10 protein-coding genes and 3 pseudogenes are annotated in these 14140 nt (G+C 69.0%); 2 read left to right on the forward strand and 11 right to left on the reverse strand.

The window, feature by feature from the left end:
• The 3 genes from AB0F61_RS19105 to AB0F61_RS19115 form a co-directional block, all read right to left on the reverse strand.
• Positions 1-620 (reverse strand): 4Fe-4S dicluster domain-containing protein (locus tag AB0F61_RS19105; protein ID WP_357811315.1); only part of this gene is annotated, 620 nt, incomplete at its 3' end.
• 3 nt (positions 621-623) lie between these two features.
• Positions 624-3899 carry a formate dehydrogenase gene (gene fdh / locus AB0F61_RS19110; protein ID WP_357811318.1) on the reverse strand — a complete coding sequence of 1092 codons (3276 nt, stop codon included), beginning with the start codon at positions 3897-3899 and terminating at the stop codon, positions 624-626.
• Positions 3900-4044: 145 nt separating this feature from the next.
• Positions 4045-4842 carry a PrsW family intramembrane metalloprotease gene (locus AB0F61_RS19115; RefSeq protein ID WP_357811321.1) on the reverse strand — a complete coding sequence of 266 codons (798 nt, stop codon included), beginning with the start codon at positions 4840-4842 and terminating at the stop codon, positions 4045-4047.
• Positions 4843-4987: 145 nt separating this feature from the next.
• Here AB0F61_RS19115 and AB0F61_RS19120 point away from each other — a divergent pair, with 145 nt between their 5' ends.
• Positions 4988-5656 (forward strand): permease-like cell division protein FtsX, encoded by a 669-nt coding sequence (locus AB0F61_RS19120; RefSeq protein WP_357811324.1) that lies wholly within the window; start codon positions 4988-4990, stop codon positions 5654-5656.
• A gap of 386 nt (positions 5657-6042) precedes the next feature.
• Here the strand turns inward: AB0F61_RS19120 and AB0F61_RS19125 are convergent, their stop codons facing one another.
• From AB0F61_RS19125 to AB0F61_RS19150, 6 genes and pseudogenes are all read right to left on the reverse strand, one after another.
• Entirely contained in the window at positions 6043-6228 is a 186-nt protein-coding gene (locus AB0F61_RS19125) for a hypothetical protein (RefSeq protein ID WP_357811328.1), read from the reverse strand.
• Between the two features lie 223 nt (positions 6229-6451).
• Positions 6452-6871 carry an ASCH domain-containing protein gene (locus tag AB0F61_RS19130; protein WP_357811547.1) on the reverse strand — a complete coding sequence of 140 codons (420 nt, stop codon included), beginning with the start codon at positions 6869-6871 and terminating at the stop codon, positions 6452-6454.
• 153 nt (positions 6872-7024) lie between these two features.
• Positions 7025-7738, reverse strand: a pseudogene (locus AB0F61_RS19135) (FkbM family methyltransferase); the annotation flags it as partial.
• Positions 7739-7825: 87 nt separating this feature from the next.
• A pseudogene (locus AB0F61_RS19140) lies at positions 7826-9406 on the reverse strand (sulfatase-like hydrolase/transferase); the annotation flags it as partial.
• A gap of 285 nt (positions 9407-9691) precedes the next feature.
• A pseudogene (locus AB0F61_RS19145) lies at positions 9692-10384 on the reverse strand (CDP-alcohol phosphatidyltransferase family protein); the annotation flags it as partial.
• Positions 10385-10531: 147 nt separating this feature from the next.
• Positions 10532-11347 (reverse strand): helix-turn-helix transcriptional regulator, encoded by an 816-nt coding sequence (locus AB0F61_RS19150; protein ID WP_357811330.1) that lies wholly within the window; start codon positions 11345-11347, stop codon positions 10532-10534.
• Between the two features lie 123 nt (positions 11348-11470).
• Here AB0F61_RS19150 and AB0F61_RS19155 point away from each other — a divergent pair, with 123 nt between their 5' ends.
• Positions 11471-11815 carry a DUF1330 domain-containing protein gene (locus tag AB0F61_RS19155; protein ID WP_357811333.1) on the forward strand — a complete coding sequence of 115 codons (345 nt, stop codon included), beginning with the start codon at positions 11471-11473 and terminating at the stop codon, positions 11813-11815.
• An 85-nt stretch (positions 11816-11900) separates the two neighbouring features.
• Here AB0F61_RS19155 and AB0F61_RS19160 read toward each other — a convergent pair whose 3' ends face one another.
• A complete protein-coding gene (locus AB0F61_RS19160; protein WP_357811336.1) occupies positions 11901-13073 on the reverse strand; it encodes a beta-propeller fold lactonase family protein in 1173 nt (390 codons plus the stop codon).
• Positions 13074-13280: 207 nt separating this feature from the next.
• On the reverse strand, positions 13281-14030 hold the full coding sequence (locus AB0F61_RS19165) for a glyoxalase (RefSeq protein WP_357811339.1): 750 nt from the start codon (positions 14028-14030) through the stop codon (positions 13281-13283).
• Positions 14031-14140: the final 110 nt, after the last annotated feature.

Below are 14140 nucleotides of genomic sequence, written 5' to 3' on the forward strand. Positions count from 1 at the left end.
CAGCCGTTGCAGATGTCCTCCTGCACCACCACCGTCCCGAACTCCGTCCGGAACAACGAACCCGTCGGACACACATCCAGACAAGCCGCGTGCGTGCAGTGCTTACAGACATCCGACATCATCAACCACCGAAAATCCGAACGCCCCTCCACACCCGTTCCCCGCCCCGGCGGCTGCGCCCCCGGCATCCCCAGGAACTCCGGTTGCGGCCCGGCCGACATGCGCACCGCCGCCGCGGGCGACCCGGTCGGCAACCCCGGGTTGGTCCCGGTGTCGACGCTCGTCAGCGCGCCGAGCGCCGCCGTCGCCGGGCTGACCGCCGGCCCGTCCGGGTTCTGCTCGAACGCCGGGGTGTCCAGGCCGGCCCGGCGGGGCTGCTCGACGAACGCGACGTGCCGCCACGAGTTCGCGGTCAACGCGCCGGTGTTGTCATAGGACATGCCGAGCAGGTCGAGGCCGCTCTCCGGGACGAGGTTCCACTCCTTGCAGGCCACCTCGCAGGCCTTGCAGCCGATGCAGACGCTGGTGTCGGTGAAGAACCCCATCCGGGGCGGCGCGTCCTCGTAACCGGCGTCCGGCGCCGGATCCAACGGGCCGTACAGGGCGTTGGTGTGGGGCATGGGTCAGACCTCCTGGTCCGGGCCGCTGTCGGCGGAGTCGGTCGTGACCTGCGGTGGGTAGTGCGGGTTGAGGTCCCCGGACCGCCGTCGGTAGTCGACGACGAGTTCCTGGAGCTGGAGTCCTCGGGGGCGTCGTCCCGGCTGGATGTCGCAGGTGCCGACCTTGCTCTCCTGGATCAGGACGTTCGGGTCCAGGCTGATGCCGAACAGGTCGTTTGCCGAGTCACCGGTCACCAGACCCTCGAATCCGAAGTGGTACGGCAACCACACCTGGTGGATGATCCGACCGTCCACCCGCAGCGGGGTGAGCCGGTCGGTCACCAGCACCTTCGCCTCGATGGCCGCCCGGGCGGTCACCAGGTGCGCCCAACCCAGGTGGGTGAGTCCGCGCTGGACCGCCAACTCCGGCGAGACCTCGACGAACATCTCCGGTTGCAGCTCGGCAAGTGTCCGGACGTTCCGGCTCATCGCACCGGCGGTGTGGTGCTCGGTGAGCCGGCTGACCGTGAACACGATCGGGAACACCTGGCTGTACGGTTCCGGTGGGCTCGGGTTGAGCGTGTTGATCGGGTGGGTGTAGACCTTGCGGGTCGGGTTGGCCTGCTGCCGGTAGAGCGGGTTGCGCACCGGCGACTCCACCGGCTCGTAGTGGGTGGGCATCGGGCCGTCGAGCACGCCGGTGGGCGCGTACAGCCAGCCCTTGCCGTCACCCTGGAGGATGAACGGGTCGTCGCCGGCGATGCCCGCCACGCCCGAGGCATCCTTGGCCGGTCGGTACGACGGCGGTTTGGTCTTCTCGAAGTCCGGCACGTCGTAGCCGGTCCACTCGGCCTTCTCCGCGTCCCACCAGACGTAGCGTTTGCGCTCACTCCACGGGTTGCCGTCCGGGTCAGCCGACGCTCGGTTGTAGAGGATGCGTCGGTTCGCCGGCCACGCCCACCCCCACTCCGGGGCAACCAGGGACTGCTCCGCACCGGGTTTGCGGCGGGCGGCCTGGTTGACGCCGTCGGCGTACACGCCGGTGTAGATCCAGCAACCGCCCGCGGTCGAGCCGTCGTCCTTCATTTCGGTGAACGACGACAGTGGCCGGCCGGTCGCCACGTCGTACCCGTTGATCTCGTAGAGCACCGACTCGGCGCTCGGCTCCGCGTTCGGGCCGTGCGTGGGGTAGTTCCAGTTGAGGTCGAGCAGCGCGCGGTCGCGTGACCGGGTCGACGACGCCAGCCGTTCCCGGATGATCCGCCCGAGGTGGTAGAAGAACCACAGCTCGGAGCGGGCGTCGCCCGGCGGCTCGACGGCCTTCTCCCGCCACTGCAACAGCCGCTGCGTCTGGGTGAACGTGCCCTCCTTCTCCACGTGCGAGGCGGCGGGCAGGAAGAACACCTCGGTCCGGCACTCCCCCGTCATGATCTCGCCGGTCTCGATCTCCGGAGCGTTCTTCCAGAAGGTGGCGCTCTCGATCTCGAACAGGTCCCGGACCACCAACCAGTCGAGGTTGGCCATGCCGAGGCGCTGCGCCCGGCCGTGCGCCGAACCGACAGCCGGATTCTGGCCCAGCAGGAAGTACCCCTTGATCTTGCCGTCGATCATGTCGAGCACCTGCTGGTAGGTGCCGTGGTCACCGGTCATCCGCGGCATGTAGCCGTAGCAGTAGTCGTTCTCCGCGGTGGCGGCGTCACCCCAGTACGCCTTGAGCAGGTTGACGCCGTAGGTGCGGGCGTTGCCCCAGAAGCCCTTCTGCCCGGGGTGCCGGATGCTGTCCACCCAACTCTCAAGCGTCGGGTGGTTGGCGTGGTGCGGCATCGGCAGGTAGCCGGGCAGCAGGTTGAACAACGTCGGAATGTCCGTCGAGCCCTGGATGCTGGCGTGTCCGCGCAGGGCCATCACGCCGCCACCCGGGCGGCCCACGTTGCCGAGCAGCAACTGGATGATCGCGCCGGTACGGATGTACTGCACACCCACGCTGTGCTGCGTCCAGCCCACCGAGTAGACGAGCATGCCGGTGCGGTCCCGGCCGGAGTTCTCCGTCCACGCCTGGGCCAGTTCGAAGAACTTGTCCTGCGGGATGCCGCAGACCCGTTCCACCATCTCCGGGGTGTAGCGGGCGTAGTGGCGCTTGAGGATCTGGTAGACGCAGCGCGGGTGCTGCAACGTCTCGTCGCGTTCGGTCTGGCCGCCGACCGGTGCGCCGTGCGACTCGTTCTCCAGCCCGGCAGCGGTTTCCCGCTGCGTCTCGCTGTCGCGGGTCGTCTGGGCCTGGCTGTGGCCCTCGTACCGCCAGCTCGCCTGGTCGTAGGTGGCGTTGTCGTCGTTGAAGCCGGAGAAGAGCCCGTGCATGTCCTCGGTGTCGGCGAACTCGTCGGTCACGATCGTCGCGGCGTTGGTGTAGGCGACGACGTACTCGCGGAAGTCCAGCTCGTTGTCGAGGATGTAGCGGATCACCCCGCCGAGCAGGGCGATGTCGGTGCCGGCCCGGATCGGCAGGTACGAGTCGGCAAGCGCGCTGGTTCGGGTGAACCGTGGGTCGACGTGGAACACCTTCGCGCCACGGCGCTTGGCCTCCATCACCCACTGGAAGCCCACCGGGTGCGCCTCAGCCATGTTCGAACCCTGGATGACGATCACGTCGGAGTTCGACAGGTCCTGCTGGAACTGGGTGGCGCCGCCGCGACCGAAGCTGGTCCCCAGACCGGGGACTGTGGCGGAGTGTCAAATGCGGGCCTGGTTCTCGATCTGGAGCGCCCCCATCGCGGTGAACAACTTCTTGATGAGGTAGTTCTCCTCGTTGTCCAGCGTCGCCCCACCCAGGCTGGAGATGCCGAGCGTCCGGTTCAGCGGTCGACCCTCGGCGTCGACGTCCTCCCAGGTCTCGTCCCGGGCGGCCAGGACCCGATCGGCGATCATGTTCATCGCCGTGTCGAGGTCGAGGTCCTCCCACTCGGTGCCGTACGGCCGGCGGTAGCGGACCGTGGTCTGCCGCAGCGGGCTGGTCACCAGGCTCCTGCTGGCCGAGCCCTTCGGGCAGAGCCGACCCCGCGAGATCGGGCTGTCCGGGTCGCCCTCGATCTGGGTGACCTGCCCGTCCTTGACGTACACCCGCTGGCCGCAGCCGACGGCGCAGTACGGGCAGACGGACCGGGCCATCGAGTCGGCGGTGTCGGTGCGGGCGGTGAGTGCCCGGGATCCGTCGGATTCGGCAGCCGTCCCCCGGCCGAGCGGGTCGGTGCCGGTGAGCTGGCGGTAGACCGGCCAGCCCTCGATCCAGGTCCGCACCCCCATCGCCGCACCTTCCCGACTAATCAGACCAAATGTGAACAGCCTGACAGTAGACGAGGCGTCGACCCGGTCGCAGCGAGATCACAAACAGTCATGCCTTCCCCGGCCTTTTTCAGCAGGCCGAGGAAGGCATGGTGTACGACGGGGGTCAGTTCGGTTGGAGCTGGCCGACCCGGTGGTCGCCGAAGGCCCGGTAGCGGCGCAGCTCCCAGAACAGCCAGCCGATGCTGATGATCGCCAGCACGACGAAGACAAGTGAGCCGGAGAACGTGTCCCACAGGGTGTGCAGGACGACGACACCCAGGAACGTGCCGAGGAAGCCGAAGAGCCGGCCGACGCTCGGGCTGGCCACCAGCGCCCACAGCGCGCCGGCGGTGAGCCCGGTCCACGCGGTGTGACCGGCGGGCGCGGTCAGACCACGGATGAACAGGGTCTGCTCCACCGCGCCGATGTTGCCCTGCGAACTCAGCAGGGCGGTGAAGGCGTAACCCATCGTCTCCAGCGCGGCGAAACCCATGCCGGCGGCGATGCCGATGATCAACCCGTCCGAGGGCACCCGACGGCGGTGCTGGGCCACCACCGTGAACAGCAGCACCACCGGGACGATCAGCTTCGCCGTCTCCTCGATCAGTGCCACGAACAACATGGGCAGGGCGCCGAGGCCGCGCAGGGTGTCGTACTCAAGCGTGCCGGCGACCACCGTGCCGATCACCCCACCGAAGAACGCCGACGTCACAAGCACCGACGCCGGAACCTGCCACCGACCGGTACGCGCCTGCGCGAACGTCAGGAACGTCAACGGCACAAGCGTCGCCCCGAGCAGGATCAACGCCGGGACGAAGTTCGGGTTCTTGGTGCTGACGAGCGTCCGCAGCACCGCCATGTAAAGGATCAGCCCGACGACGAGCACCCCGACCCACGCCCACCGGCGCCAACGATCACCCATACCGCGCAGTCTGTCGGCCGCAGGTTACGAAGACCAGCCACGGCACTGAGATTCTGACGACTTTCGCACGGGCCGCGACGGCCGGGAACGACAACTACGATCTCCGCTCATGCGTCGCTTAGCACCATCACTGGCACTCGTAGTCATGCTGGGCCTGTCCGCCTGCACCTCGGAGCCCGAGGAGATCGCCGACGTCGCCTTGGCCGTCTTCCTCGACAATGACGTGACGGTGGCGCAGAAGGGCAGCGTGGAGCAGCGGCTCCGATCGATGCCGAGCGTCACGGAGGTGGCTTTCGAAACCCGCGAGCAGACGTACGAGCGTCAGAAGGCGGATCTGAAGGACCAGCCCGACCTGCTGGCCACCCTCAAGCCGGAGCACATGCCAGAGCTTTTCCGCGCCACCGTCACCGACGCATCGATCGCCGAGGCGGTCGAACTGGTGCTGGAGGAGGTCGAGGGCGTGGAGGACGTGGTGCTCAGGATCGCGGATGTCGACCCCCTGCCATCCCGGATCGGCGTCATCGTCCGGCTGAAGCCGTCGGCGACCGGAGAGCAGCGGGCCGCCGTGGAGAAGGCCGTCCGGGCACTGCCGACGGCGAAGTCGGTCACGTTCGAGGACCGCGACGCCGCGTACGAGCGCCTACGCAAGCGGTGCCGGGGCAAGGGCGACCTGTCCACGCAGCTCCAACCGCAGATGACGCACGAGTCGTGGCGGTTCGAGATGCCCCTGACCAAACAGGGGTCTGGGGTGTCCGAGCTGATGAGGCTCGACGGCGTCGATGGCGTACCCCTGGCCCCGCTGGCGATGCTGTAACGCCTGCGGAGAGAGCCGGCTCGGCATGGCCGACACTCTCCCGCGATCATCATCAGCCGCACCTGGGGGCAAATGGGTTGCCGATCAGGGGGCGCGGTCAAGATCCGCCCGGTCCTGATCGACGATCATGGGGTTGGCGGGGTGTTTGATCTCGCTCGGCCCGGTCAACCTCATGATCACCTCCGTGCTCCTACCCCCCAGGTGGGTTTTCCGCCGGGGGCCTGGGAGTTTGCCGAAACCAGGGAACCCGACTACGCGTCGAGGGGCATCCGGGCAAAGGTGTCTATTAGCCGAGCCCAAGCAATCGAGTTGGCGATGCCCGTGCCGCGACCGGCACGGGCATCGCCGTCTGATCAGTGTTACGTCCCGGAGACCCCGGGAGAGAGTCACCCGGCGCGAGATCCGGCACGGGTGGCAAGCCAGTTCGGCGGCAGGGGGATGGTGTGGAACCACTCCCGCGATATCTGACCGTAGAACGGCGCCTTGAGCACCGGCGTTCCCCCGCCGAACCGGGCGGCGGCTGCGGAGGCGCGCCTGACGATCAACCACCAGCCGCCCCTTCCCCGGGACATGACGATTCTGCCACCTTGGACGATCCCCACGTGACGAGTCGTGGGTGGCAGATTAGCTGCCGTCCACACTCGACCGTGGAAGTAGACAATGGCGTCGATGTTGGACCAGTTCTCGCGCATCGCGGGCCGGCCAAAGTCATCCGGGCCCAGGTAGACGCCCCGTTGCTGGAGTGATCACGCGCCGAGCATAGGAGGCCCGTCGTTCCATGGTGGACCCGCACGCTCAGATGACGCGCACCAACCGGAAGCGTTGAGTGACCACCGGGGTGTCGTCGTCGACGGTGAACCCCGGATCGGCCAGCTCTTCGCGTACCTCCGGGCTGTGCCAGAACGTCTCGTGCCCGGCCCGCCACTGTGCCACCGACTCGTCCCCCTCGCCCTCGGCCACCGCGTGCGACAGGTCGACGTCGGCGAGCCGGAGCACCCGTACGTCGGTCAGCTCGATGACCGCCACCCGCCGACCGGCCGAGTCCACCACGGCGGATCGCTGCCCCACCTCGGGCAGCGGTTCGTTCGCGCACTCGTACCCGATCAGCAGGCCGGTGGTCGACGTCTTCGCACCGGACAGGATCGCGGCGACGAGACTGTCGCGCAGCGGTCCCGGGAACGCGAACTCGGCCAGCGGAAGATCATGGAGTTCCATCCGCGGAGCGTACGAGATCCCGGGCGCCGGCGCGTGGGGGGCAGCAGAGCAAAGGACGCGGTACGAGGGTCCATCCCGTCGGATCCCGCTGGCTCGGATCATCAGACGGCGGCGGCGATCCCCCACGGCTTCCGTCTGGTGCCGACCGGCCACGCAGTACACGTCGCCGGAGTTCGTCCGGTGTGGCAGGTGGCGCAGGTGTGCCGCCATGTCGCTGGCGGGCAGCCACTCCTCGAAGGTCATCGCCTTGTTGTCGCCCAGCGCGACGTCGAAGCCGTCGAAGCCGAGCACGGTCAGGCGGTCGAGACACCGGGCGGCGACCGCGCGCGCGATGGTGGTGAATTCGAAGGAGAGCGCCGGCAGTGGCCGGCTCAGGCCGGCCAGCACCTCGTCCTCGAAACCCTCCACGTCGATCTTGGTGAAGCGTGGCGTGCCGTACTCGTCGATCAGCGCGTCGACGGTGACCACCGGGACCTCGATGACCGCGTCCCACACCTCGCCCTCCCAACCGCCCGCGCCCCGGGCCGCCCGCACGAAGTCGGGCGAGGCGGTCGACACGGTGGGGTTTGCCGAGTTCACGTGCAACCGGGTGCTGCCGGGCAGCGCGCCGCACGCGGCGTCGACAAGCGTCACCTGATCGTCGTCGGCGTAGATCGCCCGCAGGGCGCGCAGGCACAGCGGCTGCGGCTCCACGGCGACGACCCGGGCTCCGAGGCGACGGAAGCTGCCGATGTGGTCGCCCACGTGGGAGCCGATGTCGAAGACGAGATCCCCGCTGCCGACGAACCGGGAGTAGAAGGCGTCCATATGCGCGTCCCGTTCGGGATCGCCGTAGTAGACGTCAAGCGACCGGTGCAGCAGGGACATCCCCGGATCGCTGCGCAGGGCGGCGACCCTGAGGTCGGTGATAGCCGTCAACTGTCTGGGTCCAGTCCGTGAGAGAGGTGTCCGGGGTTACGGTCCGAAGGCGGTCAGGAACCGGTCCCGGAAGGTGTCCATCCGCCAGACCGGCGCCTGCGGTCCCGGTTTGAGCCCGTCCTGCCAACCCCACCCGGAGATCCGGTCCAGGACCGCCCGGTCCTTCGTGATGATCGTGATCGGGACGTCGTGGCTGGCGTTCTCGCCGGTGACGACCGCGGCGGGCTGGTGGTCGCCGAGGAAGACGAACACGAGATCGTCGTCTCCGTAGGTCTGCACGTAGGAGATGAGCGTGCTCAGCGTGTACTCGATGGACCTGCGGTAGTCCGCCCGGATCTGGGTGGTGTTCCGGCGCTTGTCGTCGTCGGAGGCGCCCGCGCCCGCGGCGCGGAAGACCGCGCCGTCGCCGACGGCCGCCCAGTCGAGCAACGGCGGAACGGGCGTCCAGGGCGCGTGGCTCGACACCAACGCCAGCTCCGTCATCACGTTGCCGTCGGGCTTCGCCTGCTCCAGGCGCTGCCAGCGGGCCAGCGTGTACTGGTCCGGCGGGGTGCCGAAGCTGAACTTCGGGCCACGGTACGCGAGCGTCTTGGCGTTGTAGAACCGCTCGTAGCCGAAGAAGGACCCCTCCGGCCACGCCCTGCTGACGGCGGGCATCACTCCCACGGTCTGCCAGTTCGCCCGCCGGAAGGCGCCGTTGAGGGTCATCCGGTCGCTCGCCAGCAGGGTGCGGTGACGCTGGTCGTTGTCGATCCAGAGGCCGGAGAGCAGCGTGTCGTGCGCGAGCCAACTGCCACCTCCGAACGTCGGCGAGGTGAGGAAGCCGCTCTGCGCGGCGAACCCGGCCGCGCCCAGCCTGCTGGTGCCGCTGTCGAGGACGGCACCGACCTGCGGCGCGAACTCCGGGTCCTCGACGGCGTCCCGGCCGTAGCTCTCCACGAAGGCGACGACCACGTTCTTGCCCCGCAGCGCGGTCAGCAACCGATCGCCCGGGGTGTCGCGGAACGGGTCGGCCTCGATCTGGGTGGAGAACGTCTTACGGTCTTCCAGACGCAGGCGCACCTGGAAGCCGTGGCCGTTGGTCAGGGTCGTCGCGGACGTGTCGGCGACCGGTACGGCCGGCCCCACCCGCACATCGAACGCGGCGCAGGCCACCCAGACGACCACGAGCGCGGCCACCATCCGGGTGGTTCCGGTACGGTGCCCGACCACCAGCCGCCGCAGTCGCCGCACCGACAGCGTCACCAGGACGGGCAGTCCCACGAGCACCACCGCCAGGACGGCTGCGGCGCCGATGGCGGCGGGCCGGCCGTACGACTCGCTGAGGAAGGTGAAGCCCTCGTCGAGCAACGCCCAGTCGAGCACCGGGTCGAACGCCCGGCTGAGCGCGGCGGAGAACCCCAGGTCGAGCAGCTTCAGCAGGCCGAGCAGGCCGAGGGTCACGCCGGCGAGGGTGGCGACCAGCCGGCTGCCACGCGGTGGCAGGGCGAGCAGGAGGGCCACGACAAGCAGCGCTTCCAGGGGGATCCGCACGAACGCCGCCGGGGTGAGGCGGCCGTAGTCGTACGGCACGGTGAGGACGAGCAGTACGAGCAGCACGGCCAGGGCTGTCGTCAGCCGGGCGACGGTGTTACGCCTCACCCGACCCGCGCCTGCGGTGCCGTCGTCGGGGGTACCACCCGCGGGTCCGTTCCTCGTCGCCTTTCGGCTCTGGTTCGGCAGCTCACGTACTCGCGTCAGGAGCGACAACCCGGGCATCCCTTCCATGGTCACTACGGAGTGCGGTGTGCGGGTGGCTCAGACGCGGGCGACGCCGCCGCGGGTTACGGCGACCGTCGGGCGGTGACTGCTCAGGTGGACCATCGTGGCCGGTACGGCCGGGGTGCTGTGGAGCGGGGTGCGGCGACGGTGCCGGGTCACCCACAACCACGTGACGTCACGGCCGAACGACTCGATCAGCAGAGCCAGTGACACCATCAGCAGGACTGTCGTCAGCGGTCCGGGCAGCGCGTCTCCCATGGCCACCATCAGCACCACGCCCTGGATCGCCGCGACGACCTTGCGCCAGTAGCGCGGCGGCAGAGACCCGCGCATCCACCCCAGCACCCAGCTCGCGGCGACGAAGACGTAGCGCATCGCGCCGATCGCGAGCACCCAGCCGCCCACCGCCGGAGCGACGTGCAGGCAGAGCACCAGCACCAGGAAGGAGTCGATCTCCATGTCGAAGCGCGCGCCCAGCTCACTTGTGGTCCCGGTGCGTCGGGCCGTGTACCCGTCCACCGCGTCGAGGGCCAGCGCCACGGCGGTCAGGGCGACCATCACCGCGATCGGCGCCGGCCGGGTGAGCGCGTCCGCGGCCAGGGCGGTCACGCCACCGACGAGGACCGCCCGGCTCAGGGTCACCCGGTCAGCCGGGCTCAGGCCCCGCGCACCCGACCGGGACAACCCCCGGCTCAGCAGGGCGCACAGGCCCACCCCGTACGCCAGCCCCGCCAGCCAGCCGGCCGTGCCCAGACCGACGGTCCCCGCGAGCACCGCGAGCACGGCGACCTGCACGATCAGCCCGATGACCGGACCGGTTCGAACCGTTGACATCGTGCCTCCGTGACTCTGGTGAATGACCCTGACCGTCATCACGGAAAATATGACCGATCGGTTCATTCTGAAACGGACGCCGCCAGGCTGCGCGGGATGAGTTGCCTCCGCCGAGGTGCGCCACGGCCGCGACGGTGGGCGCCGAGGTCAACGCGGATGGGCTGCGGGCGTGAGGGCGTGCAGCGCGGCGGTGGTCACCGGATCGGCGGGGAAGAACGCCTCGACGGCCAGCCCGGCGACTGTGACGTCCAGCGGGGTGCCGAAGAGGGTGGTGGTGCTGATGAAGCACAGCTCCCGCTCGCCGTGGCGGTACCGCAGTGGGATGACGACACGCGACGCGCCCTCGCTTGTCGGCGCGGCGACGTCGCCGCCGCCGGGATAGCCGCGGAGCTCCTGAAGCAGGTCGCGCAGGGCCGGGTCGTCTGTTGTCGCGGCCTGCTGGCGCAACCGTGCGAGCAGGTGAGCCCGCCACTCGGGCAGGTTGCTGATTCGCGACGCCATGCCGCCGGGGTGCAGGCTGAGCCGCAGCACGTTCACCGGTGGGGTCAGCAGGTGGGGTTCAGCCCCGGCGGTGAACAGGGCGACGGCGGGGTTTGCCTCGACGAGCCGCCAGTGCCTGTCGACGAGCACCGCGGGGTACGGGCTGTGCCCGTCGAGAATCTGCCGTAGGGCGGCCCGTAGCGGGGCGAGTTCCGGGTCGCTCAGCTCGTGGCTGGAATAGGCAGGGGCGTATCCACCGGCGAGCAGCACGAGGTTGCGCTCGGCCAACGGCATGTCGAGCCGCTCCGTCAGCCGCATGATCAGGTCCGGGCTCGGCCGGGACCGCCCGGTCTCCACGAAGCTCAGATGCCGGGCCGACACCCCCGCCTCGATCGACAGGTCTAGCTGACTCAACCCGCGGGTTCGACGCCAGTCGCGCAGCAGCTCCCCCACCGCTCGGCCCGGCCTGGTCCTGGTCGTCACACCCCGACCCTAGTGACCACGGCCGGGTACGCCCCCATTACCTGCGACGTAATCGACAACGAGCCCGGGCGGTCGCGATCATTTCCGGCAAGGCGACGACCCGTCCGAAACGAACGGAGAATCATGACCGCGTACGCGCTTGCTCATCTGCGCCGGGCACCCGTCCATGCCGACGTGCTGGAGTACCTGGAGCGCATCGATGCCACTCTGGCGCCCTTTGGTGGCCGGTTCATCGTCCACGGTGGGCCGGTCGAGGTGCTGGAAGGTAGTTGGCCTGGCGACCTGGTCGTCATCGAATTTCCCGATTCGGCCAGGGCCCGCTCCTGGTACCACTCCACCGCGTACCAGGAGATCAAACCCCTGCGGACGAGGCACCTCGCGGGTGAGGTGATCCTCGTCGAGGGAGTCGACGCCAACCACAGCTCAGCGGAGCTGGCTGCCGCACTCCGACAGGCCGATGGTTCCTAGCGTCGGGATCATGGGCTCGGCAGGGCGGACTCCACACGGAGCTGGTCCCGGTCGGTGAGCGACCGGGACCAGCGGGCGACGCGTCTCAGGAGGCGGCGATGCCTTCCATGCCGATGCCGTTCTCGAACTTCGGCAGGCCCTCCACAGTGGTGACGAGCTTCAGCGAGCCGTCCTCGTTCACCTCGTAGCCCTGCACGTTGCCGGCGGTGGCGTTCTGTACGTACAGGAAGCCGTCCTTGGCGGTCATGTCGATCGACCCGCCGCCGGTGTCGGCGGCGACGTTCCTGACCAGTTCGAGCTTGCCGTCGTCGTCGACCCGGTAGGAGCTGATGGTGGAGCTGCCGGCGTTGGCGACGAAGAAGTAGTCGCCGACGCGTTGGATCCAGCACGGCGCCTGCTGACCGTTGGGCACCGACGGCCCGACCTGGTCGAGCGTGCCGTCGTCCTCCAACTCGAACCGGCTGACCGCGTTCGCACCCGACTCGGTGACCAGCAGCGAGTCCTCGGTGTCGAAGGTGAAGCCGAACGGGGTGTTGCCGGCGTCGCTGATGACGGGGTTCGAGGCCAGCTCGCCGTGGCGGCCGATCTCGTAGCTGAACATGACGTTGGCACCCTTTGTCGACACCAGGACGAACTCGCTGTCCGGGTCGATCTTGACCTGCGCCGGGGCGGTGCCGAACGCGGGGGGGTTGCCGTTGTGCAGCCCGAGCGACCGGTTGGCGTCCTCGATCCGCGACAGGCGGCCCTTGTGCAGCTCGAAGCCCTGCACCGAACCCTCACCGCCGGCGTTGAGGACGTAGACGAGGTCGCCACGGGCCGCGATGCTCACCGGCAGCAGGCCCCCGGACCAGATGACCTGGAGCTTGTGCAGCCTGGTGCCCTCGACACCGAAGACGGTCACGGTGTTGCTGCCGGCGTTCACGGCGAAGAGCAGCCCCTTGTGGTAGATCAGGGAGCCCTGCGAGGCCAGTGCGTCCAGCGGCGCGCCGATGGTGAAGCCGCCCAGCCCGCCGGTCTCGTACTCACCCGCCTTGGTCAGACGGCCGTCCTCGTCGCGGTCGTACACCTTGATGGTGTTGCCCTCGGCCTTGTTGGTCTGGACAAAGACAGCGCCCTCGTCGCCGTGGTGGTGTTCACCTCCCTTGCGGTCGTCGTGGTATCCGGGGCCGCCACCGTCGGCGAGAGCGGTCCCGGGGGGCGATCCGACGCTGGTCAGACCTGCCAGGAGGGCTGTCGCGAGCGCAACGCTGCGCTTCATCACTGACTCCTTTACGCACACGAAGGGAGGAATACGAGTTTTCCTCTGCTTCGAAAGCTATCGGAGGATGTAGTCGTGATAGACGGCCTTACCCTAAAGCGGTAATTTTGTGCCGTTCTGTGGATTGAGCAGACGTACGCACCGGAGATGGCATATCGACAAGCGGACGGCCGGCCCGGCGGGGCCGAAACTCGGCGGTGCGAGAGATCAACGCTCCGGCGGCATCCAGGGCGTGAGCAGGGCCGGGTCGGCGACGTACTGCTCCACGCGCGTCCGCTGCTCCGACGTCAGGGACAACGCCTGGAGGCGGGCTCCCCACTCGGGCACCCGGTCGGTCTTGTCCAGCGCGATCGACAACTCGATCAGGGCGGCCAACGCCATCGCCTGCTCGACGACCGGGGCGTCCTCGGCGCGGCGACGCATCCCCGAGTCGAGCGCCCGGTAGGCCGCCCGGTCGTCCATCTTGAACTCCCGCAGGATGCGCGCGTTGTCGAGCACCCGCGCCAGACCCGCCAACTCCGTCGAACCGCCGTACTCCAGATCCTTCGGCTCGTCCCGCTGGATGAAGATGATGGTGTTGCCCGACGGGTCGACGATGCTGAACCGGGACGCCCCGGCCCGGTAGCGGGTCATCCGGGGCAGACCCTTGACCAGCACCTTGCCGTAGCTGCGGCGCATCGCCTCGGTGAACGCCGCGTGGTACGCCGCGACCGCGTCGACCATCACCAGGCAGCCACCGGACGTCTCCTTCGCCGGGTCGAGGTCCTTCGGCGCCGGCCCGTAGTGCAACTGGAACCCACTCCAGGTGAAGGCCAGATACACGTACGGTTTGAGCTGCTCGTAGGCCACCTCGAAGCCGAGCGCCCGCCAGAACGCCAGGGTCTCCTCCGGCGCCGCGCAGTGCAGCAGCGGCACCGTCGTCTCGTTCGGCTGGACCCGGTCCGCATGTGTCGACACCTGTCGTTCCCCGTCCGCTCGGCAGGCCGGCCATTGTGCCAGCACCGGCGACGAGCGCCGCCGGTTTTCGTCTCCTACCCAGGGAGGAGGCCCGCTCCGACCGCCGGCCG

The sequence above is a fragment of the Micromonospora sp. NPDC023888 genome (genome assembly GCF_040639415.1).
Taxonomy (GTDB): domain Bacteria; phylum Actinomycetota; class Actinomycetes; order Mycobacteriales; family Micromonosporaceae; genus Micromonospora.